Raw genomic sequence first — 21,024 nt, 5'->3', positions numbered from 1 at the left:
CTAATCCTTATCGATAGCGGCGAGGATCTCCGCCGGGAAGAGCGGCATCGAGGTGACGGAGAACTCGAACGGGGACAGCGCGTCCTCGATGGCCTCGGCGATCGCCGCGACGACCGGGATGATGCCCGCCTCTCCGGTGCCCTTGATACCGAGCGGGTTCCACGGGGAGGGGGTTTCCAGGTGGTCGAGGACCAGCGGTGGCAGGTCGTCGATGCTCGGCAGGTGGAAGTTGAGGAAGCTGGTGGTGGTGGGCTGACCGTTGTCGGCGAAGGTCAGCCGCTCCAGCAGTGCGCCTCCGATGCCCTGGATCAACCCGCCGATCACCTGGCCGTCCACGACCAGCGGGTTGATGACCCGCCCGCAGTCGTGCACGACGACGTACTGGTCGATGGTGACCCGTCCTGTTCCGGGATCGACCTCCACCATCACGCCGTGGGCCCCGCTGCCGAACACCCACTGACCGCTGCGGAAGTACTCGGTGGCCGACAGCGAGACGGGCGCCTCGGAGCCGGGCTCCCGGGAGATCCAGGGGATGGGTCTCTCCGTCCCGGGGTAGCGGATGGGGTTGGAACCGCTCGCGATGTCGGCGAGGCTCACCCGGGAGCTCTCGTCACCGCGGATGAAGACGTTCCCCTCCCTGGTCTCCAGGTCGTCGGGGGAGCATTCGAGCAGTACCGACGCGGTTTCGAGGATCTTCGCCCGCAGGGTCTTGGCGGCGGCGGCGACCGCGTTGCCGCTCATCACCGCGGCCCGGCTGCCGAACGTGCCATGGCCCACCGCGTTGGGGCCGCCCGCCGCGGTGACCACCTGGACGTTCTCGGCCGCGCAGCCGAGCACGTCCGCGGCGATCTGGGCGAAGGTGGTGGCATGGCCCTGTCCCTGGGACGGGACCGAGACCTCCAGCACGATGCGCCCGCTGCTGTTCAGCGTCGCGGCGCAGCCCTCGTACGGACCGACGCCGGTTCCCTCGACATAGGTGGCCATGCCCAGGCCGAGGTGGCGGCCCTCGGTGCGGGCCGCGCGCTGCCGCTCCCGGAACGCCTCAACGTCGACGTGCGAGAGCATCCGGTCGAAGCCCTCCACGTAGCTGCCGCTGTCGTAGATCGCCCGGCTGCCGTCGTGCAGGTCGAGCCCGGTGTCGTAGGGGAAGGCGTCGGAGGGGATGAGGTTGGCACGGCGCACCCGCCACGGCTCCACGCCGAGCCGCTTGGCGACCGCCGCGATCAGGCGCTCCATGACGAAGACACCCTGCGGCCGACCGGCGCCCCGGTAGGGGCTCACCGGCGGCTTGTTCGTGTAGAGCACCCGGCCGCTGTAGCGGTAGTGCTCGATGTCGTACTGTCCGGGCAGGTGTGTTCCCGTGACGGCCGGCACAGCGATCCCGTACGGGATGTAGGCGCCGGTGTCATGATCGAAATCGGTGCTCACCGCAAGGATCCGCCCGTTGCCGTCGAAGGCGACGACGGCCCGGTGATGCTGTCCCCGCTCCTGGTTGGCACTGATGAAGTGCTCCCAGCGGTCCTCGGTCCACTTCACCGGCCGGCTCAGCCGGAGCGCGGCGTAGGGGACGAGCACCTCCTCCGGGTAGAAGAGCATGATCTTGGTTCCGAACCCGCCGCCGACATCGGGCGCGGAGACCTCCAGCCGGTCCAGCGGCACGTCCAGGATCCGGCTGAGTCCCTGGCGGATCGCGACCGGCGACTGGGTCGAGTCGAACACGGTGAGCTTCTGCCGGCGCGGATCCCAGTCGGCGAGCACGCCGCGGCCCTCCAGCGGGCTGCCGCAGCTGCGCTCGATGTCCAGGGTCAGCTCCAGGGTGTGTGGCGCCGACCGGATCACCCCTTCGGGATCACCCTTGACCTGCGACACGACGGCGGCCACGTTGCCGGGGATGTCGTCGTGCACGGACCGGTCGTCGCGGCCGGCGTCGTCGAACTCGACGACCTCCGGCAGCGGCTCGTAGTCGATCTGGATCAGGTCCGCCACGTCCTCGGCGAGGTAGCGGTCATCGGCGACGATCATGACGATGGCCTCGCCCACGTAGCGGACCCGGTCGACCGCCAGCGGCCGCTGGGTGCGCGGGGCCAGCAGGTCGGGGTGCGGGCCCAGCAGTGGCAGCGGGCCGTTGAGGTCACCGAGGTCGTAGCCGGTCAGGACCAGCCGCACCCCCGGCGCCCGCCGGGCCTCCTCGACGTCGATGCGGGTGATCCGCGCGTTCGCGTGCATGCTGCGGACGAAGTACGCGTGCAGCGAGCCCGACAGGTGGATGTCGTCGAGATACATCCCGTTTCCGCGCAGCAGCCGGTCGTCCTCCAGCCGCGGCATCCGCCGTCCCACGTTAGCCGACATCGCCGCAGGCCTCCTTCGGTCCCGCGCAGATCTCGTCGACCGCGTTCATGATGTTGCGGTAGCCCGTGCACCGGCAGAGGTGCCCGCGAAGGGCGTCGACGGCCCGCTCCTTCGAGGGGGGTCCCTCCTCCTCCAGTACCGCGGTGAGTGACATGAGGATTCCCGGGGTGCAGAATCCGCACTGCAGGGCGTGGTTGCGCTTGAAGGCCGCCTGAACACAGGAGAGCGGTTGTCCCGGCTCGGCCAGGGACTCCACGGTGCGCACCGGCTTGCCGTTCACCTGTACGGCGAGCATCAGGCAGGCCCGTACCGGCCGGTCGTCGACGAGCACGGTGCAGGCGCCGCACACACCGTGCTCGCAGCCGACGTGTGTACCGGTCAGATCCAGATCATGGCGGAGGAAATCGGACAACAGCAGGCGGGCTTCCACCTCGCGCTCGACCAGCTGGCCGTTGACAGTGGTGCGGACGTAAGGCATCGGCGGCCTCCTCGGTTCAGATCAGATGACGGACGGGTCGATGCCCTGATTCGCGTACGAGGTGACGGGGGCGATCGCCTCCCGGTCCACGCGGGCGTCGATCAGCGTGGGGGCGCCGCTGCGCAGCGCCGCGGCCAGGGCGTCGTCCAGCTCGCTCTTGGAACGTACCAGCACACCGTCGGCACCCAGCGAGCGAGCCACCGCCCCGTAGTCGAGGTCGGAGAAGTCGTTGATCTCCGGGATGACGTTCTTCTCGACGTACTTCTGCAGGTGGTACTCGAAGGCCAGGGTGCCGTTGTTGACCACCACGATCGTGACCGGGATGCCCACCCGCACCGCGGTCTCCAGCTCGGCGATGTTGTAGCCGGCCCCACCGTCACCGGTGACGCAGACCACCCGGCGGTCGGGTGCCGCCAGCTGGGCGCCGAGCGCTCCGGGAATCGCCCAGCCGAGCGAGCCCGCGGCCCGCAGGAAGGTGGTTCCCGCCTCGCGCGCCTGGTAGAGAACGCCGGCCCAGGCGGCCATGTAGCCGGTGTCGGCGACCATGACGTCACTGGGCGAGAGCGACTCGGACAGCGCGGACACCACCTCGCGGGGGTGCATCTGCCCGGACGCGCCGCCCGTCGAGGGCACCTTGAGCGCGCTCTCGCGCCAGCCGGCGACCCGCTCGGTGACCGAGGCCACCCATGCGGTGTCCCGCGCGCCCGTCGCGGCCTGCGGGTCGGCGCCGAGTGCCGAGAGCAGGGCCTGGGCGGTGAGCTTCACGTCCGCCAGCACGTTGAGGGTCGCCGAGGGGTCCAGCGAGTCCGTGCGGGTGTCGACCCTGATCAGGTCCGAGGAGAACATCGTGAAGGAGTCACTGGTCACACTGCCCAGCCGGCTACCGAGCACGAGCACCAGGTCGGCCTCGGCGACGACGTCGTTGGCCACCCCGGCCGCGTAGCGGCCCACCACGCCCACCGCGAGCGGGTGCGCCTCGCTGATGGACGCCTTGCCGCCGATGGAGGTGACGACCGGCGCCCGCAGGGCGTCGGCCAGCTGCTGCACCTCGGGGTTGGCTCCCGAGACTCGGGAACCGGAGCCCGCCATGATCACGAGCCGGCGCGCGGAGGACAGTCGGGCCACGATCGCCTTGACCGCCTCCGGTGAGGGCGCCACCCGGTACTGCGGGGCCCGCAGGTGGGCCACCGAGGCGTCCGGCGTGCCGTCGCTCTCCAGCGCCTCGGCCAGCACGTCGCGCGGGATGTCCAGGTGCGCCGGTCCGGGCGCGCTGGTGGCCTCGTGCATGGCACGGAGCAGCATCGACCGCACGTGGGAGCCGCGGAGCGCCTCTCCGGCCCAGTGGGTCACCGGCCGGTGCATCGCCAGCTGGTCCAGTAGCTGGTATTCGTGGCGGTCACGGGTCGCCGCGGGCACCGAGCTGGTCAGGGAGACGACCGGGCTCATCGCCCAGTAGGCGTCCGCGAGTGCCGAGGCGATGTTGGCCGAACCCGGGCCGTGCTGGCCGTAGACGAAGGTCGGGCGACCGGTCATCCGGGCATAGCCGTCGGCCATGTAAGCCGCGCCCTGCTCGCTCCGGCAGGGGATCATCCTGATGCCCTCGCGCTGCAGGGCGGTCCACAGCGCGGGGTCACCGCCGGTCAGCATGAAGAAGGTGTCGATCTCCTGCGCCCGCAGGGTCTCGGCGACGACATCGGCCACTCGTCTCATGGGTGCTCTCCTAGGTTCAGGTTCGGAATCGGCTAAATGACATGGGCGGGCTCAGAGCCGGTACAGGGCGGGGCGCCGACTCGCGGCCAGTCCCATCGCCGCGCGTACCGAGTCGAGGTGCGCCTCGTCGTACGGCGCGGAGGCCTGCTCGAAGGGGCCGCGGTCCGCCGAGTTCAGCACGGCCCCGTCGGGGCCGAGCACGGCCGACCGCCCCAGGTAGTCGGCCGTCGTCCCGCCCGGTAGTGACTCCGGGCCAACGCGATTCGCCACGACGGCGTACACCGACTGCTGGAGCGCCATCGCCTGCATCTCGGCGAGGAAGGTCGGTGCCGTTCCCGCCGGTGACGCGGTGGGGACCGCGACGATGCCGACCTCGCCTGCGCGTAGGGTGGACCACGCCTCGGGGAAGTGCCGGTCGTAGCAGATCAGCACGCCCAGCCGGGCGAAGTCGAGGTCCCACACCACCAGTTCGGGGCCCGGCTGGAAGTACTGGTCCTCCAGGAATACCGAGCCGTAGTGACGGACGTTGCACAGGTGGGTCTTGTCGTAGACGAGCACCTCGTCGCCCGACAGCACGCCCCGGCCGGGGAGCACCTCTCCGGCTCGGTCGAAGACGACCGCGGCGTTGCGGCTGCGCTCCGGCCCCGGCAGGCACAGGCCGGCCACGACGTAGCCGCCTGTCCGCCGCGCGAGGCGGCGGTAGGGGGCGAACACGCTCTCGGTGTCCTGGTCGGCCAGGGTGTCTGCGAGCCACTCGCCCAGGTCGGGGGCGACCGGGAAGTAGGGGACGTTCGCGATCTCCGGGAGCACGATCAGGTCGTGCGGGCCCTCCGCCAGGTGCAGGGCGTCCACCGTCGCGGCGTCCACTCCTCCGGCGGCGACCTGTGCCGCCGTCAGTACGCGTTCGTTCGCCACGTCGCCACCCGCTCAGACCGTGTCGTAGGAGCTGGGGCCGCGCCGGATGAGCTGCCCGCGGCCGGGGCGGCTGATGGCCTGACCCCGCTCGGCGACCAGCTCGCCGCGCGAGTAGACGTGGCGCGGCCAGCCGTGGCACTCGTAACCCTCGTACGGGTCGTAGTCGGCCTTGGAGTGCATTTGGTCGGCGGTGAGTACCCGCACGTCGGCCGGGTCGATGACGGCGATGTCGGCGTCCGAGCCGACCGCGATGACGCCCTTCTTGGGGTACATCCCGAACAGCCTCGCCGGGTTCGCGGAGGTCACCGCGACGAAACGGCAGGGGTGCAAACGTCCGGTGCGCACGCCCTCGGAGAACAGCATCGGCACGCTGGTCTGCAGGTTGGACACGCCTGCGGGGATCTTCCAGAACGGCGCCTCGGCCAGCTTCTGCTCGCTGCGCCATGGGGCGTGGTCGGTGGCGTAGGTGTCGATGTCGCCCAGCCGCAGGCCCTCCCAGAGCGCGTCGCTGTCCTCGGTGGAGCGGATCGGCGGCAGGCAGACGAACTTGTTGCCCTCGGACTCGGGCAGCTCGTAGACGCTCTCCTCAAGGAAGAGGTAGACCGGCCGGGTCTCCACGAAGATCTTGTCGAAGCGGTCGCGCACCTCGCGGACCGCGTCCAGCGAGGCGGCAGTCGACAGGTGCACGAAGTACACCGGAGCCTTGAGGAAGGCCGCGTACTCGGCGATCTTCCGGGTGGCGATCGCCTCGGCCTGCGCCGGCCGGGCCTGCGGCAGGTACTCCACGCCGGTCTGCCCGCGGCTGCGGAAGGACTCGGTCAGGTGCTCGATGAGGGCGCCGTCCTCGGCGTGCACGTTGACCAGGATGTTGTTCTCCGCCGCCGCCTCCAGCACCCGCAGGATGCCCGAGTCGGGCAGCTGGAACCCGGTGACCGCGCCGAAAACCTTGACGCTGGTGAACCCGTCGGCCGCCAGGGCGGGGAACTCCTTCACCGCGGTTTCGGCATCGCTGGTCACGACGACGTGCAGGCCGTAGTCGATGTTCGCCTGGGTCTTGGCCAGCTCCAGGTCACGGTCGACGGCGGTCCGCAGCGGCTCGCCCTCCTCCTGGAAGGCGTAGTTGATGATGGTGGTGATGCCGCCGGAGGCCGCGGCCTGGGTGCCGGTGTCGTAGTCGTCGGCGTTGTGCGACCCGACGTAGCTCACCCAGTGGTGGAAGTGCGTGTGCACGTCGATCGCGCCGGGCACCACGAAGCATCCGGCGGCGTCCACGATTTCAATGGCGGGGGCGTCGATCTCGCCGAGCGCCACGATGACGCCGTCCTTGATTCCGACGTCCATCGGCTCCATCGACTCCGCGTTGACGACCACGCCGTTGCGGATGATGAGGTCCAGAGGCTGGATCTCGGATTGCCCAATGGCGCTCATACGGCCACTCCCTTAGTACTGATCTTTGAAAGACGGTCAAGTAGTGCGGCGACGAGGATCAGCGAACCGATCGCGACCTGCTGCCAGAAGGCGGTGACGTTCAGCAGCACCAACCCGTTCTGGATGCTGGCGATCAGGACGGCCCCGACGAGCGTTCCGGCGATACTGCCGATCCCGCCGTTGAGTGACGTGCCACCGATCACGACCGCGGCGATCGCCGCCATGAGGTCGGCGCCGCCGACGGTCCCGGAGCCGGCGTCCAACCGGGAGGCGAGGATGATGCCCGCGACGCCGGCCAGGCTTCCACTGATCACGAGCACGATCGCCCTGGTGCGCCGTACGTTCACCCCCGACAGCCGGGCCGCCTCCGGGTTCCCGCCGACGGCGTAGATGTTCAGGCCGAACGAGGTGCGGTGCAGTACGAGGGCGAGCACGGCCAGGACCACCGCGGCGATCAGGACCGGCGCCGGGATGCCGAACAGGCTGCCCTGACCGATCGCGCCGAACTGGGGGCCCAGTCCGAACACCGAGGTCCCTTGCGTGAGCAGGTAGGCCGCGCCGCCGGCCACGCTGAGCATGGCCAGGGAGGTGACGAACGAGGGCACGCCCAGCTTGCTGGTGAAGAACGCGTTCACCCCGCCGACCGCGGCGCCGGCGAGCACACCGAGCACCAGGGCGACCGGCCAGGGCAGCCCCACGGTCACGATGAGAACGGCGGCCAGCGAGCCTGCCAGTGCCTCCACCGAGCCGAGCGACAGGTCGATCTCTCCGGCGATGAGCGCCAGGGTCAGCCCGCCCGCGATGATCGCCAGGGTTGAGGCGGCAAGAAAGATGTTCAGCAGATTCGACACGGTGGCGAAGCTCGGGGCGGCCACTGTGAGACCGATCCAAATGATGATCAGAGCCGCGGTGGTCCCGCCGACCGAGGATCGCGCTCCGCGCAGGATCCGGGCCGCGCGGCCGGCTGGGGGAGCCGGGGCCCGCGTGCGCAATGGCCCGCTTGGCGCCTGTTGGGGTTTCACGTGCCCTCCTGCCCTTCCGAGGGTCGAACCGAGTGGAATGCCCGGAAGCCTGGCAGAGAGCAGTGGCGCCCGTCAAGATATTGGCCTGACCAATTCCGTGTAACAGTCGACGGCATTCGGGGGCTTGCGGGTCTTTACCAGGGAATCTATCCTTGGTCTGCAAAAACTGGTCAGTCCAGCTGTTGGAGGACGTCATGAAGCCCGCGATGATGGAGTACTACGCCCCCACCGGGCTGGGCGAGGCCGCGACCTTGCTGGCCGAAGCCGCCGAGGATGGCGGCAAGGTGATCGCCGGAGGCCAGAGCCTGATCCCGATGATGAACTTCCGGCTGGTCAGGCCACCGGTGCTCATCGACCTGGGCGGGGTCGCGGAACTGACATCCGTGCAGGTGAGCAACTCCCACCTGTCCCTGGGCGCCATGGTGACCACCGCCACCGTCGCCTCGTCGGAGCAGGTACGGCGCAGCTGGCCGCTGCTCGCCCACGCGGCGACCTGGGTGGGACACGACCAGATCCGTAACCGGGGCACCGTCGGCGGAAGCGTGGTCCACGCCGACCCGTCGGCCGAGATGCCCGCCGTCATGCTCCTTGCCGACGCCCGCCTTGAGGTCCGCTCGGCCACCGCGTCACGTACCGTGGACGCGGCCGACTTCTTCTGGGGCTACCTGTCCACCTCGCTGGAGGAGGACGAGATCCTGGTACGCCTCACCCTGGAGGTTCCCCCGACAGGTACGCGCTGGGGTTTCTGCGAGTTCGCACAGCGACACGGCGACTTCGCCGAGGCAGGGGCCGCCTGCCTGTTGCCGCCGGGTGGCCGGCCGCGCGTTGTCACGTTCGGCGCCGCGGACCGGCCCTTCCGGGCCACGGAGACCGAGTCGGTACTGGTCGCGGGCCCGGCCGTCGACGAGAAAAGGCTCAGGCGCGCCGTGTCCGGGGACGCGGCGCGGGAGGGGATCACGGATCGGACCAAGGTCCGTCTGCTCGGCACGATGGTGCAGCGGGCGGTCGCCATGGCCCGCGATCAGCAGGTCTGACCGGACGGGGAAGAGCGGGACGAGGACGATCCGGTCTGGTACGCGCGTGCGGCGTGACAGGGCACGCGTACCAGGCCAGGCTTGTGCATGTCCGGGCACGTTCAGGCGACCGGACATGCGTCTGTGGTCCGGCGTGTGCATGTCCGGGCATGGGTGGCGGCCACGCGTATGTATGAGCGTGCCTAAGCGGCCGGGCGCGCGGGAAGCGGCCCGGCTTGTCTCGGCCAACTTTGGGATCTCCCCGTGGATCTCGTGCCGAGGCGGCTCCGTAGGACCCCTGGACACTGTCCGCTGGATCTTTGCCTATCGTGGCCGGTCACGCGGCACGCCGCGGCCGCCCGGAGAGGCACCGTCTGAACTCTCCTCAGCACGGTAAGAACCGCGGGGGCAGGGTCTAGTCGGGGCGGAACTGGTCTTCCACCCGAGCCAGGTGCAGCAGCATCGCCGCCCTCGCCCGCTCCGGGTCACGCGCCCGGATGGCTGCGGCGATCGCCTTGTGCTCGGCGGCTGACAGCAGCCGGGACTCGGTGCTGCTCGCGGTCACCGCGAGCACCTGATACTCCAGATCACGAATGCCACGCACCACGCTGAGCAGCAGGCGGTTGTTCGTGCGGCGCACGATCCACTCGTGAAACGCGATGTCGAGTTCGGGGAAGGTGTGCTGGTCCGAGGCGTCCAACTCGTCGAGCAACTGGTCGAGCTCGCTGAGGTCGTCGCCCGGCAGGTGCATCGCCGCCATCGCCGCTGCCTGCGGCTCGAGAAAGCGCCGCACCTCGAAGAGGTCGATCTCCGAGCCGCGGACCAGCCGGAACGCGTAGCTCAGCGGAGCCAGGAGAAACTCCGGACTCAGGTCCGTGACGTAGGTGCCGGCACCGCGCCTGGACTCGACGATGTTGACGGCCTCCAGGCTCCGCAGTGCCTCGCGCACCAGCGGCCGGGAGACCCCCAGCCGCGTCGCGAGCTCTCGCTCGGCCGGCAGTGCGTCTCCGGGAGAGAGTTCGCCGTTCAGGATCAGATTGACGACGTGCTCTTTCACATCGTGAAGAGGGCCAGACACGGTCTTCACCGTACCGGAGGCCCGCCGCTGATGTGAAAAGCGAGAGGGTGCCGACGCGCCGTCGGCACCCGGCCGTGCCCGCCCCGGGCCGGCGACCGGTTTCGCCGGTTCGGGTTGATCGGCGGTGCTCACCGTTTCCGTCATGGCGTCAGGCTGCGGGATGTATCGAGGAGGAGGTTGTCGCATGACGCATGATCTCCTTTTCGTCCGTCCCGTGAGGCAGTTCGGCGACGATGGCACCGCGGCGGAAGACCAGCACCCGGTCGCTCATGCCGCAGATCTCCTGGCCGTCCGAGCTGACCAGGATCACGGCCACCCCCGTACGGCCCAGCTCGCGCAGGATGGCGTAGATCTCCGCACGTGCGCCGACGTCCACGCCCGCCGTCGGCTCGATCAGGATGAGCACCTTCGGGCGGGTCGCCACAGACTTCGCGATGACCACCTTCTGCTGGTTGCCTCCGCTGAGGCCCCCCACCGGCACCGCCGGATCCGAGGGCTGGATGTTGAAGTCGGCGATCGCCTCCAGTGCGGCCTGCCTGACCTGTTTCCTTCGCAGCATGGCGGCTGCGCCGCGGATCGAGCCCCGTACGGTTGGGCAGGCCGCGATCGTCAACGCGAGGTTGCGCTCGATGCTCATACCCGCCACCAGGGCGTCCGCTCGGTCCTCGGGCACGAGGCCGATCCCCTCGCGCATCGCCTGTGCGGGTGAGGAGACGTGGACCTGCCTGCCCTGGAGCATCACCTGGCCGCCGACAAGCGGGCGCACGCCGGCCAGGGCCTCTGCGGCCTCCACCATCCCGGCGCCGACCAGGCCGGTGAGGCCGAGCACCTCGCCGGCACGTACCTCCAGCGAGAGCGGAGGCGCACCGCCGACACCGACATTCGAGACCGTAAGCACAGCCGCGTCGCCGGACTGCTCCGTCGCCGGCGGGTACATCGCCTGGACCGGCCGGTCCAGCATCGCGGCGATCATGGAGTCCACGTCCAGCTCCGCCTTGCCGAGTCGTTCCACGACCGCGCCGTTGCGCAGCACGGTGGCCCGGTCGCAGAGCGTTGTGATCTCGTCCAGGCGGTGACTGACGTAGACCAGCCCCACGCCGCGCTCACGCATACCGCGTAGTCGCTCGAACAGCGCGTCACGGTCGGCGGCGGTCAGCGAGGCCGTCGGCTCGTCGAGGATCAGCACCCTGGCGTCGGTGGCCAGCGCGCGGGCGATCTGTACGAGCTGGGCCTCGGGCACCGACAACGCGGAGACGGGTGTCGTGACGTCGAAGTCGAGCCCCATCATCGCCAGGGACTCTTCCACGATGGGCCTGGCACCGCGTCTGCTGAGCATTCCCCACCGGGTCGTCCGTTGCGAGGCCCGGGAGTTTCCCAACAGGAAGTTGTCCAGGATGGTCAGCCCCTCCACCAGCGGCAGGTGTTGATGGATGGCGTAGATGCCGAGCTTCTCCGCGTGCAGTGGGTTACGCAGCGCCGTCTGCGTACCGCCGACCTTCAGTCGCCCTCCCTCCGGGGAGTGCACGCCGGTCAACACTTTGATGAGTGTCGACTTGCCCGCGCCGTTCTCTCCCACGAGGGCGTGGATCTCACCCGGCTCAAGGCTGAAGTTCACCCCGTCCAACGCCTTGAAGCCGGAGTATGTCTTGGTGACCTCGACGGCTTCGAGGAGTGGCCTGCTCACCTGATGTCCCCCGTCCTCCGGATGTCGCCTGCCATCAGCACTTTCCTTCGATGGCCTTGGTGACGCGGGCCCGCAGCATGTCGTCCACCTCGAACGGCGAGCCGTTCACCGTCACGCTCTTCGCGCCCTGCTCGATCTCCTTGAGGTGCTCGGTCGACAGCAGCGTGATGGGCGGCTCGATCTTGGCGGGAACCTTCTCACCCTTGATGGTGGCGAGGGAGGCGTCGATGAACTTGGCCCCGACCTGGTCCAGGAACAGGATCCCGTCGGCCGCGAACGTTCCCTGATAGGTCGCCTGCAGGCCGATGCAGGTGCCGTTGTAGCCGATGAGCGTCACCTTGTCCTCCAGCTTGCGGGCGCGCAGGGCGGACAGCGCGCCGAACGCCATCTCGTCGTTGTCGGCGAAGATCGCGTCGATGTCGGAGTTGGCGGTGAGCAGGTCCGTCGTCACGCGCAGTGCCTTGTCCCGTGCCCAGTCGGCAGGCTGGCGGGCGACCACCTTGGCGTTGGGCGCGGTCTCGGCCAGGCCCTGCTCGAAACCATCGGCTCGCTCGATACCGGGAGTGTCAGCCGGTGCACCCTCCAACACCAGCACCCGGCCGGACCCGCCGAGCTTCTCGCCGAGCCACCGGCCGGCCACCTTCCCGCCCGCGGTCTCATCCCCGATGAGCGAGGACACGACCAGGCCGGTGCCATCGGTGCCGGGCACCTGTGACTGAAGGATGAAGACCGGGATGTTCGCCTGCTTGGCCTGCTGGAGCATCGGCATGATCTGCTGCTTGTCCCACGGCTCGATGCCGAGCGCGTCGACCCGCCGCGAGATCATGGTCTGTACCTTACTGATCATGTCCTGCATGTTGGCGCTGTCCTGAGCCAGCAGTTCCACATCGGGGTGCTTGGCGGCCTGCGCGATGGCGGCATCCGCCATGTCCTTGATCGCAGGGTTGTCCCATGCTTGGGTAACCATCCCAATAGTGGTCTTACCAGTTTCGGCTGACGTTTCCGCTGAGGTGCAGGCTGTGGGAAACATGAAAAGAATGCCTGCCGCCGCGATTGTCCAACGACGCATGATCTATCTCCAATGACCAGGGAGGGTATCCGCTAGGTGGCGGATGCTGGTGCGGTTGAGCGTGTCATCGGCCCGTGGCCCTGTCAAGATTTTGGCCTGACCAATTTTCCGGATCATGTCCTGTGGGACGCCGACGCTAGCTTTGACGGCTGTCGTAGTTCGATGTTCGTCGTCATATGCGGTTTCGCGGAGGGAGCGTCCCGGACGGGACGTGGGCACCTGTCCACAAGAGGTCCGAAGGAAACACGCACATGGCAGTTCGGTGCGATCGACGGCCCCAAGGTCCTCACCCTGCGCGAGGTGGAGGGGGGCGAGGTGGACGTCAAGCAGTTCCTCGTCGACGACATCGTGGCCGAGGCCCGTCAGTTCTCGCATTTGAAGCGGAGAGCCGTCGCTCACCCCCGCCTGAGGGTCCACTGCTGGCCATCCACGCCGGGGGCCAGCAGTACGACGGTTCGCCTGTCGCCACCCGGGTCGGTGAGGTGGACGGAACCGCCGATGGAGATGGTGACCCGGTTTTCGCCGGCATCGGTGAAGGTCCACGGGGGTGTGCGGGCCAGGTCGCAGGGCAGTGTGGCGGCCCGTGGAGGATAGATCAGTTCCAGGGCGCGGGCCAGGCGGTTCGCCGTCGTCGTGTGCGTGATGACGAAGCCGTCGCGCTCGGCGCTGCGGGCCACCTTCCACCTGGTGTCACACGCGCCGATCAGCGCTTTGGAGTTGAAGCCGCCCGCACCGCGCAGGCAGTGTCCTTTGGCGTTGACGATCTCGTAGGTGCCCGGTTCCACTGGGCCGGCCGAGGATGCCAGGGCATCAGGGGCGGGCAGGATCGAGCTTCGCGCGGGTCGGCAGGGCTTTTTCCGTCACCCAGACCCCGGCGATCACTACTGCGGCCGGCGCGGTGATTCTCGCCACGGCGTGCACCGACTTCTTCCGCTCCTGTTGTGATGGTCGGGCCGGGCTCCAGGTCCAATGGTTCTCCCCTCCTGGCCGCCTGACGCAGCCCTGACCGGAAGCTCTCGGCGAGCCCTTGGTTTTGAAGGTCGGGGATTTCTCGGCGATGCCGACCGGCCGGCGCGCGGTGTGCGAGACGACGCGGCGACAGTCGCGAGAGCGCAAAAGACGATCACCCCAAATGCGGTCGAATGTAGTGGTGTCCAATGCGGTGACATGACCGTATTTATAACTCTTTGTCGTAGTGTGGGGATTTCTCGCGCCGAACGACGGAGGAACCGGCATGGAAATCAAGCCACAGGCGGTTGTCATCCCCAAGGAAACCGGCCATCTCGAGCAGGGAAAGTACGGCCCTGTCTTTCCGAGGACCCCGGCGTGCTACGGGTTCACCATCATCGCAAAGGTAAAGTCCGGCCGCGCCGAGGCGATACGCAACTATGGTTACACGCTGGCCAAGGCGCTGGAAGGCGACTCGAGTCTCCTCGCGCCGCTCAAGCTGCACTATCTGCGCTGGGTGCTCTTCGACGACGACACACGTTTCATGTACCAGGGCATCTTCGACACCGACTTCGATAAATACACCGAAGACGCCATCATGCTGTTCAGTAGGGCAGGAGTGAGCACAGTCTTCGAGAATCTCGAGGGTTTTCCCGAAGACTGGAGAACCAACCCGGAGGCGTTCATCAGGTTCGTGCGCGAGCACCACTGCCCCAGCTTCATCGAGTACGGGGAATATCCGTACGTCACCGCCGACGAGATCAAAAAGGCTCTGCGAATCAAGGGCGCCCTTTCGGAGATGCTCGACCAGCTGCAGTGATATCGGGCCCCCGCGTGTCCCGCTGTGGATCGGAGATGAAATGAACGAATTCAGGACCGCGCGCACCTACAACCAGAACCACGTGCCGCGCGAATGCACTCCGGGCCGGCGACGGGTGAGCATCTACGTCGCATGGAGCTATCCAGCCGAGGCCGGCAGGAACCCGGCCGAGCTCGACAACCGGTTCTCCACGATGACCGAGGTCCGGCGCGTGGCCTGGCCCGCCTACGAGGAACCGAAGTGGTCCGACCCGATGCGGTTCCAGCAGGGCATCGCGGGGACGCTGGAGCTGTTCTTCTGGGCCTGGGTGCCGTTCCAGCAGTTCGTCGAGGAGACCACCGGGCACCCCGTGCCGGTCTATCAGCGCGTCGACCAGGCCGGTTTCCAGGCTCCGCTCGACGACCGGGTGCTGGCCGACACCGACACCCTGTTCGTGTTCGGGCTGGATCACATGATCACCGGGCAGGACGCCGCGCCCGAGGAGATCGAGGCACTGCGCGAGTTCCTCAGCCGGGAGGGAACCTGCCTGGTCCTGGGGCCGCATCACGACGTCGGCGCCTCGGAGGACCTGGCCGTGCGCAACGTCGAGTACTACCACCACGGCGACCTGCTTGTCCCCCGCCAGCAGCGGTTCGGCAGGTACACCCGATCCTTGATGGAAGGGCTCGAAGTGCCCGTCGAGAACCGCTACGGGCTGCGCCCCGCGGTGCGGGAACCGGGCAAGATCGCCCCGCTGTCCATCACCAGGGATCTGGACACCAAGGGGTGGCTGGACGGGGTGACCACCTTCAACTTCCACATGCACCTGCCGCACTACGCCGTGACGACCGACGACCCGGACGTCATCCAGGTGCTGGGCAGGCAACCGGTCGACACGTCCAGGCCGCACCCGTTCACGGAGGCCGGAAACACCGAGTTCAACATGTTCCTGTGGATGCCCCCGCGCGGTGAGCGGGCCGGCGACATTCTCATGGCGGACTCCACGATCTTCAGCTCGTTGTTCGGCGGCGACGAGAGCCTGCGCAATTTCTGGAGAAACCTCGTCTCGCTCAAGTAGTCCCACGGAAGAGGAGGTATTCGTGACCGGGCAAACGCACGTCACGCTCGAACTCGACGACATCCAGCGCGGGGTTCTCAGCCCTCGCCCGACCCCGTACGCCGCGACGTACATCCTGTTCCGGATCGACGACCGCGCGCACGGGCGGGAGCTGATGCGGCGCGTGAGCGCGGTGGTGACCTCGGCCGCCGACTCGATGAGTCCCCTGGGCGAGACCTGGGTGAGCGTCGCGGTCACCTATCACGGCCTCAAGGCCCTGGGAGTGCCGCGGGAGTCGCTGGAGACGTTCCCCTGGGAGTTCCGGCAGGGGATGGTCGCACGGGCGAAGGTGCTGGGCGACACCGGAGAGAGCGCCCCCGAGAACTGGGAAGCGCCGCTGGGCACGTCCGAGGTCCACGTGGTGCTCACCGCGCTCGCGCCTGACAGCGCGCGACTGGAGGCGGCCATCGACCACGCCCGGCCGGCGTATCGCGGCCTTCCCGGCGTGGCCGCGATCTGGCGGCAGGACTGCTACGCGCTGCCCGGCGAGACCGAGCCCTTCGGCTACCGCGACGGCATCAGCCATCCGGCTGTCGAGGGCAGCGGCATCGCCGGGTCGAACAAGCTGGAGGCGCCGCTCAAGGCCGGCGAGTTCGTGCTCGGCTATCGCGACGAGATGGGCGGCGTCCAGGCCCTGGGGCCCGAGGTGCTGGGCCGTAACGGCACCTTCGTGGCCTTCCGCAAGCTCCACCAGCGTGTCGCCGTGTTCCGGCGGTACCTGAGGGATAACTCGAGCGGCCCCGAGGACGAGGAACTGCTGGCGGCGAAGATCATGGGGCGCTGGCGCAGCGGTGCACCGCTGGCGCTCAGCCCGCAGCATGACGACCCCGACCTCGGCGCCGACCGAGGCCGCAACAACAGCTTCATCTACGAGCAGGACGATCCGACGGGGTTCACGACTCCCTGCGGCAGCCACATCCGCCGGGCCAATCCCCGCGACGCCGCGGTGGCGGGAGCGCCGAGGCTGCACCGGATGATCAGACGCGGCACCGCGTACGGCCCGCTGCTGCCCGACGGGGTCCTGGAAGACGACGGAGCCGACCGCGGACTGATGTTCACGTTCGTCGGAGCGTACCTCGGGCGGCAGTTCGAGTTCGTCCAGTCGCAATGGATGAACGACGGCGTCTTCTTCGGCGCGGGCGACGCGAGAGATCCCATAGTCGGATCCAACGACGGCCCGGGTGACTTCACGATCCCCCGGCGGCCGGTCCGGCGGCGCCTGCCGTCGCTGCCGCAGTTCGTCGTCGTACGTGGCGGGGAGTACTGCTTCATGCCTGGACTGCGCGCCCTGAGCTGGCTCGGCGATCTCGAAGGCTGAGGTGCGGCGACGGGTTCCGCCCGGGGACGGTCGCCATCGGGGTGGGAGGGGCGCATGGAAACACTGCATCTGGTGACCAACGCGGTCACCGTGATCTTCATTGCGACCACCATGTTCGCGGCCGGTCTCGGAGCCACACTGCCTGCGTTGCGCGCCATCCTGGCCGATCTCCCGCTGCTCCTGCTGGCGCTGTCGGCCAACCTGGTGGTCATCCCGCTGCTGGGCTGGGGGGTCGCCGCGCTGTTCGGCCTGTCCACGGCGCCTTTCATAGCGTTGGTGCTCGTCGCGTCCTCGCCGGGCGGGCCGCTTGGGGCGAAGCTGGGCATGGTGCAGAACGGAGACGTGGTCGCGGGCGCGGCGATGCAGGTGCTGCTCGCCACGGCGGGCAGCATCACCTTCGGCCCGACGGTCAACGCCATCCTCACCGCGGCCGAGGTCGGCGGGGGAGTCTCCCTCGACGTCGCCGCGCTGGTGCGGACCGTGGCCGTCCTGCAGCTTGTGCCGTTCGCCGTCGGACTCGTTCTGCGCCGCTACGCACCGCCCACGGCGCGATCGTGGCATCCCGTCGCCGTCAAGGTGTCGAACGTGACGTTCATGATCGTGCTGGCGGGCATGCTGCTGGGCAGCTGGCATGACGTCGTCGCGCTGCTCGGCTCACGCGCGCTGCTCGCGGGGTTCGTCCTGTCCGTCGCCATGTTCACCGCCGGCACATTGCTGGCCACGGGATCGCCGGTGCGCCGCACCACCATGGGGGGCGTCGCGGCGGTGCGCAACGCGGGGCCCGCGCTGGCCGCCGTCGGCATCGCCTTCGGCAACCAGCAGGCAGTCCTGGGAGCGCTTGCCGCGGTGCTGCTCAGCGGCCTGGCTGCGGCCGTGCCGATCGCCGCGCTGCTCAGCCGCGGGCGCGGCGGCAGCACCACCTGAAATGCGCGGTCCCGCCGCATCATGCCGCTAACGGTTTCTGATGGGGCGGTCGCGGGTTCGAATCCCGCCACCGGCGCGAGCCGGTGTAGCTCAGCGGGCAGAGCGCCTACGTATCGTCACCGAGAGGCCGGGACCACCGAGGTGAATCGGGTGCCCGGCCTTCGCGTTGTCATCTCAGATCGTTGCCGACTCTCAGCCGTTCGATGGCCGGGTGGACGTCAGCCGGGCTGATCGCTGTCCTTGTGCTTGCCCCAGCCGTGCCAGCGGTCGATCTCGATCCAGGCGCTGACCCTGCCGCGGTCCCGCTGCGGGTACTTCTTCCCGAGGTACTGCTGGGCCAGCCGGTCGATGTCGGTCAGATCCTTGTCGTCGTGTATGTCGGCGACATGCCCGATGATGCTGACGTGTGTGTACCAGTTGCCCTCGTCGAGCACGGTGAGGCTGACCCGTGGGTCGTCGCGTAGGTGGTTCAGCCGCTTGCGGCCCTCGTCCATGTTGACCAGGATCCGGCCGTCGTCCCAGAGATACCAGGTGGCGGTGGACACCGGCCGGCCGTCGGGCTGGAGCGTTGTGATGACGGCCGGATTCGGCCTCTTCAGCATGGCGACTGCTTCCTCGGGAAGCGGCGGGTTCGACATGATCTCTCCTCTTCGCGTCGGCGTCTCACGTCCCGGACGGTAACGGTTACCCGACCTTCCGTACGCGGTCCGTTCCGTGCTGGGACGCCGAGGGAACGCCTGTCGAGGCCGGAATCCCCGGCCCCGGACAACCGGCCGCAGGAGTGAGAGTGCCCATCCCAGGTTGAGCCGCAAACCCGTGACCTTGGCACTTTTCCCGGACCAAGGCCGCTGCGGGGCTTATCAAGGACAAGCCCTGTCCTTCGTGACTCCTCCGCTCCCCGAAGGGAGCGGCTTCTCGTTAAGCCGCCGCGGCGTCACAAAGGGCAGGCCCTGTCTTCAGGATGGGCGCCCACTCACCGCGATCGGGCGAGCCGGAACCCCAGGTCGTCGATGCGGAAGGTCGGGTGACTCTTGCGGCGGCACGACGCCCGGCATCCTCGGGGGTGATCGTACAGACCTCCGCCCCGGAACACCCGGTACGGGCCGTAGACCTCGGGATCGTAGACATCCCAGCACCACTCCCACACGTTGCCGATCATGTCGTGCAGGCCCCACGCGTTCGGCGCCCTGGTCGCGACGTCGTGCACCTCGCCACCGGAGTTCCCGCGGTACCAGGCGATCTCGTCCAGTTCCCCGTAGCGCACGCCGGAGGTCCCGGCCCGGCACGCGTACTCCCACTCCGCCTCGGACGGGAGGCGGTAGCCGTCGGCCGCCAGGTCGCAGACCACGTCCTGGCCGTCGGGGTCGTCGCCCATCGTGTAGCAGGGTTCGAGCCCCGTCGTCCGCGAGAGCAGGTTGCAGAACCGGACGGCGTCCATCCAGGAGACCTCGGTCACCGGCGTCCGCGGCCCCGCCGGACTCGCGGGCGCCTCGCCTCGAACGGCCCGGTACAGCTCGCGGGTCACCGGATACGGCGCCAGACAGAAGGCCCCGACCTCGACCTTCCAGATCGCCTTCGTGCCCTCGTCCCGCAGGAAGATGCTCCCGGCGGGAATCTCGACCAGGTGCTCGGCGATCGCCTGGCGCGGCGTCGACTCGGGGCTCATCGCAGGTCTCGTTCCACTCGATCGGTCCGGGTGAACGACATGCGGACACACCCGTTCGTGAACGCTACCAGGCGCCCCACGTTCGAACCTGACCCGAGGGCGACCGCGTCTCAGCGCAGCAGTGATCGTGCCGTGGGCGCCAGCCGGAGCCGCTGCGGGGTGCCGGTGAGCGTTTCCGACAGTTCCGGGAGCACCCGATCACGCCAGGTGCGCGAGCGGGCCAGCCGGTCCTGGTGATCGGCGAGATCGTCAGGACCGGTGAACCGGGAGAACCACACGAAGACGTTCTCCCCGGTGCGGACCGGCAGGGCGGGGAAGGTGTTCTCGGCGTACTCGGTCCGCAGGCAGGCCAGCGGCCGTGCTCCGGTCTCGGCCAGCACCGGTCGTACGGAGCGGTCGAAGAAGTCCACGAAGGCGTCGTCGAACGGCCGGTCGCGGTGGTAGATCGTCGCGGTGACGATCGACGGCGGCGCGGCGTCGCCGACCGGAGGCCGCGCCGATGCTGGAAAGTCCTCTCTCGCACGCAACAGCAGCACGTCATCGGAGTCGATCATCGTCGCGTTGGCCCGATCCCGGTTCGCCTTCCAGACCGGACCGCCGTAGAAGGAGCGCAGTGCCTCGGCCCGGTGCTCCATGTCGGGGAATCCGCGCAGCCAGACGAACCGGTTCGGAGCGTCGAGGTCGCGGAACTGGCCGATGACGGTCATCCCCGCCGCCTCCTGGGACTCGATGAACTCCCTCTCGAAGAGGTCGATCAGCACATCACGTCCCCCCTCGTGCAGGGTGTACTGCCTGAGCTCGACGATCGGGCATCGGCTGTCCTTCACCGGCGAAGATCCTTCCGTGTTGCTGGAACAAACATTGTTACTACTGAAGGCGTGCGTCATCGCGCCTACAGGCAGTCCCGCAGCACATCGGCGATCGAGGTGCGACCGAGTTCGCGGCGCAGGCTCTGGTCGGCCTGCTCGTAGACCACGCCCAGCACTGGCCGGATGCCCCTGCCGATCGGGCACTCCAGGTTGGGCTCGGTGTGGTGCATGGCGAAGAGCGGTTCTCGCTCCACGGCGTCGTACACCTGGAGCAGGGTGATGTCCTCGGGTGCACGGGCCATGCTCCAGCCGGCCCCGGCCCCGTGACGGACCTCCACCAGGCCCGCCCGGCGCAGATCGCCGAGGCTGCGCCGGATGATCACCGCATTGGTGTTGACGCTGGCGGCGACCTGCTCCGAGGTCAGCCACTCCTGCCCGCGCCGCTGGGCGAGCGCGATCCAGGTCAGAGCGTGTACGGCGATCGTCAGCCGGCTGTTCGCAGCCATCGTCCTCCTTGCCTGTAACAATGTATGTTACATCCAGGCGGCCGACACCGAACCGATGCCGGGCGAAGGAGCCAGGCCTGGGATTCCGACAGGATCTCCTAAGCGCCTATCCAGAAGTTCTGCGCGTAACCGGGCGTGAGATCGCCGGGGCGTGAGGGCGTTGACACGGGCCTCGCCGGGGGTTGGATCGA

At 68.6% G+C, this 21,024-nt stretch carries 19 protein-coding genes; 5 read left to right on the top strand and 14 right to left on the bottom strand.

Translation table 11 applies throughout. From position 1 onward, the window contains the following. From ABZ260_RS14395 to ABZ260_RS14370, 6 genes are read right to left on the bottom strand one after another with little or no spacing between them, the layout of a single operon-like run. Positions 1-2,349, bottom strand: coding sequence for a xanthine dehydrogenase family protein molybdopterin-binding subunit (locus tag ABZ260_RS14395; protein WP_355616826.1), 2,349 nt, complete (start codon positions 2,347-2,349; stop codon positions 1-3). Then, entirely contained in the window at positions 2,339-2,827 is a 489-nt protein-coding gene (locus ABZ260_RS14390) for a (2Fe-2S)-binding protein (protein ID WP_355616824.1), read from the bottom strand. Before ABZ260_RS14390 ends, ABZ260_RS14395 begins: the two co-directional genes overlap by 11 nt. 21 nt (positions 2,828-2,848) lie before the next feature. Then, a complete protein-coding gene (locus tag ABZ260_RS14385) occupies positions 2,849-4,537 on the bottom strand; it encodes a thiamine pyrophosphate-binding protein (protein WP_355616822.1) in 1,689 nt (562 codons plus the stop codon). Positions 4,538-4,588: 51 nt separating this feature from the next. Further along, complete coding sequence (locus ABZ260_RS14380) at positions 4,589-5,452, bottom strand: carbon-nitrogen hydrolase family protein (RefSeq protein ID WP_355616820.1); 864 nt, start codon at positions 5,450-5,452, stop codon at positions 4,589-4,591. A 12-nt stretch (positions 5,453-5,464) separates the two neighbouring features. Further along, positions 5,465-6,880: a dihydropyrimidinase gene (gene hydA / locus ABZ260_RS14375; RefSeq protein WP_355616818.1), complete on the bottom strand. Its 1,416-nt coding sequence runs from the start codon at positions 6,878-6,880 to the stop codon at positions 5,465-5,467. Further along, a complete protein-coding gene (locus tag ABZ260_RS14370) occupies positions 6,877-7,731 on the bottom strand; it encodes an ABC transporter permease (protein WP_355616816.1) in 855 nt (284 codons plus the stop codon). Before ABZ260_RS14370 ends, hydA begins: the two co-directional genes overlap by 4 nt. A gap of 365 nt (positions 7,732-8,096) precedes the next feature. On the opposite strand from ABZ260_RS14370, the gene ABZ260_RS14365 reads away from it, so the two are divergent. Then, complete coding sequence (locus ABZ260_RS14365) at positions 8,097-8,936, top strand: FAD binding domain-containing protein (RefSeq protein WP_355616813.1); 840 nt, start codon at positions 8,097-8,099, stop codon at positions 8,934-8,936. 394 nt (positions 8,937-9,330) lie between these two features. Here the strand turns inward: ABZ260_RS14365 and ABZ260_RS14360 are convergent, their stop codons facing one another. The 4 genes from ABZ260_RS14360 to ABZ260_RS14345 form a co-directional block, all read right to left on the bottom strand. Beyond that, positions 9,331-9,993, bottom strand: coding sequence for an FCD domain-containing protein (locus ABZ260_RS14360; protein ID WP_355616811.1), 663 nt, complete (start codon positions 9,991-9,993; stop codon positions 9,331-9,333). 148 nt (positions 9,994-10,141) lie between these two features. Next, a complete protein-coding gene (locus ABZ260_RS14355) occupies positions 10,142-11,677 on the bottom strand; it encodes a sugar ABC transporter ATP-binding protein (RefSeq protein ID WP_355616809.1) in 1,536 nt (511 codons plus the stop codon). A 34-nt stretch (positions 11,678-11,711) separates the two neighbouring features. Then, on the bottom strand, positions 11,712-12,644 hold the full coding sequence (locus ABZ260_RS14350) for a sugar ABC transporter substrate-binding protein (RefSeq protein WP_355616807.1): 933 nt from the start codon (positions 12,642-12,644) through the stop codon (positions 11,712-11,714). A gap of 497 nt (positions 12,645-13,141) precedes the next feature. Next, complete coding sequence (locus ABZ260_RS14345; protein WP_355616805.1) at positions 13,142-13,531, bottom strand: hypothetical protein; 390 nt, start codon at positions 13,529-13,531, stop codon at positions 13,142-13,144. A 449-nt stretch (positions 13,532-13,980) separates the two neighbouring features. Here ABZ260_RS14345 and ABZ260_RS14340 point away from each other — a divergent pair, with 449 nt between their 5' ends. Genes ABZ260_RS14340 through ABZ260_RS14325 form a run of 4 tightly spaced genes read left to right on the top strand, consistent with a single transcriptional unit; the run spans position 13,981 to position 17,852 of the window. Further along, the gene (locus tag ABZ260_RS14340) at positions 13,981-14,514 is read left to right on the top strand and encodes a hypothetical protein (protein ID WP_355616803.1); all 534 of its coding nucleotides are present in this window, start codon (positions 13,981-13,983) and stop codon (positions 14,512-14,514) included. A 40-nt stretch (positions 14,515-14,554) separates the two neighbouring features. Continuing rightward, on the top strand, positions 14,555-15,571 hold the full coding sequence (locus ABZ260_RS14335) for a hypothetical protein (protein WP_355616801.1): 1,017 nt from the start codon (positions 14,555-14,557) through the stop codon (positions 15,569-15,571). A gap of 22 nt (positions 15,572-15,593) precedes the next feature. Continuing rightward, the gene (locus tag ABZ260_RS14330) at positions 15,594-16,928 is read left to right on the top strand and encodes a Dyp-type peroxidase (protein ID WP_355616799.1); all 1,335 of its coding nucleotides are present in this window, start codon (positions 15,594-15,596) and stop codon (positions 16,926-16,928) included. A 54-nt stretch (positions 16,929-16,982) separates the two neighbouring features. After that, positions 16,983-17,852, top strand: coding sequence for a bile acid:sodium symporter (locus ABZ260_RS14325; RefSeq protein WP_355616797.1), 870 nt, complete (start codon positions 16,983-16,985; stop codon positions 17,850-17,852). Between the two features lie 218 nt (positions 17,853-18,070). Here ABZ260_RS14325 and ABZ260_RS14320 read toward each other — a convergent pair whose 3' ends face one another. The 4 genes from ABZ260_RS14320 to ABZ260_RS14305 form a co-directional block, all read right to left on the bottom strand. Then, positions 18,071-18,490 (bottom strand): PPOX class F420-dependent oxidoreductase, encoded by a 420-nt coding sequence (locus ABZ260_RS14320; RefSeq protein WP_355616795.1) that lies wholly within the window; start codon positions 18,488-18,490, stop codon positions 18,071-18,073. Between the two features lie 335 nt (positions 18,491-18,825). Then, positions 18,826-19,518 (bottom strand): formylglycine-generating enzyme family protein, encoded by a 693-nt coding sequence (locus ABZ260_RS14315; protein WP_355616793.1) that lies wholly within the window; start codon positions 19,516-19,518, stop codon positions 18,826-18,828. Positions 19,519-19,628: 110 nt separating this feature from the next. Next, positions 19,629-20,345, bottom strand: a complete 717-nt coding sequence (locus ABZ260_RS14310) for an NIPSNAP family protein (RefSeq protein WP_355616791.1) — start codon at positions 20,343-20,345, stop codon at positions 19,629-19,631. A 65-nt stretch (positions 20,346-20,410) separates the two neighbouring features. After that, positions 20,411-20,833, bottom strand: a complete 423-nt coding sequence (locus ABZ260_RS14305) for an Rrf2 family transcriptional regulator (protein WP_355616789.1) — start codon at positions 20,831-20,833, stop codon at positions 20,411-20,413. Positions 20,834-21,024 lie beyond the last annotated feature (191 nt).

Source organism: Streptosporangium sp. NPDC006013, from assembly GCF_040614275.1.
Classification (GTDB): domain Bacteria; phylum Actinomycetota; class Actinomycetes; order Streptosporangiales; family Streptosporangiaceae; genus Streptosporangium.
This window is presented reverse-complemented; position numbering and strand designations above follow the sequence as displayed.

Coding starts and splice junctions, on each gene's coding strand:
- ABZ260_RS14395 (WP_355616826.1), bottom strand. CDS start 2,349: ATGTCGGCTAACGTGGGACGGCGGATGCCGCGGCTGGAGGACGACCGG.
- ABZ260_RS14390 (WP_355616824.1), bottom strand. CDS start 2,827: ATGCCTTACGTCCGCACCACTGTCAACGGCCAGCTGGTCGAGCGCGAG.
- ABZ260_RS14385 (WP_355616822.1), bottom strand. CDS start 4,537: ATGAGACGAGTGGCCGATGTCGTCGCCGAGACCCTGCGGGCGCAGGAG.
- hydA (WP_355616818.1), bottom strand. CDS start 6,880: ATGAGCGCCATTGGGCAATCCGAGATCCAGCCTCTGGACCTCATCATC.
- ABZ260_RS14365 (WP_355616813.1), top strand. CDS start 8,097: ATGAAGCCCGCGATGATGGAGTACTACGCCCCCACCGGGCTGGGCGAG.
- ABZ260_RS14350 (WP_355616807.1), bottom strand. CDS start 12,644: ATGGTTACCCAAGCATGGGACAACCCTGCGATCAAGGACATGGCGGAT.
- ABZ260_RS14340 (WP_355616803.1), top strand. CDS start 13,981: ATGGAAATCAAGCCACAGGCGGTTGTCATCCCCAAGGAAACCGGCCAT.
- ABZ260_RS14335 (WP_355616801.1), top strand. CDS start 14,555: ATGAACGAATTCAGGACCGCGCGCACCTACAACCAGAACCACGTGCCG.
- ABZ260_RS14325 (WP_355616797.1), top strand. CDS start 16,983: ATGGAAACACTGCATCTGGTGACCAACGCGGTCACCGTGATCTTCATT.
- ABZ260_RS14320 (WP_355616795.1), bottom strand. CDS start 18,490: ATGTCGAACCCGCCGCTTCCCGAGGAAGCAGTCGCCATGCTGAAGAGG.
- ABZ260_RS14315 (WP_355616793.1), bottom strand. CDS start 19,518: ATGAGCCCCGAGTCGACGCCGCGCCAGGCGATCGCCGAGCACCTGGTC.
- ABZ260_RS14305 (WP_355616789.1), bottom strand. CDS start 20,833: ATGGCTGCGAACAGCCGGCTGACGATCGCCGTACACGCTCTGACCTGG.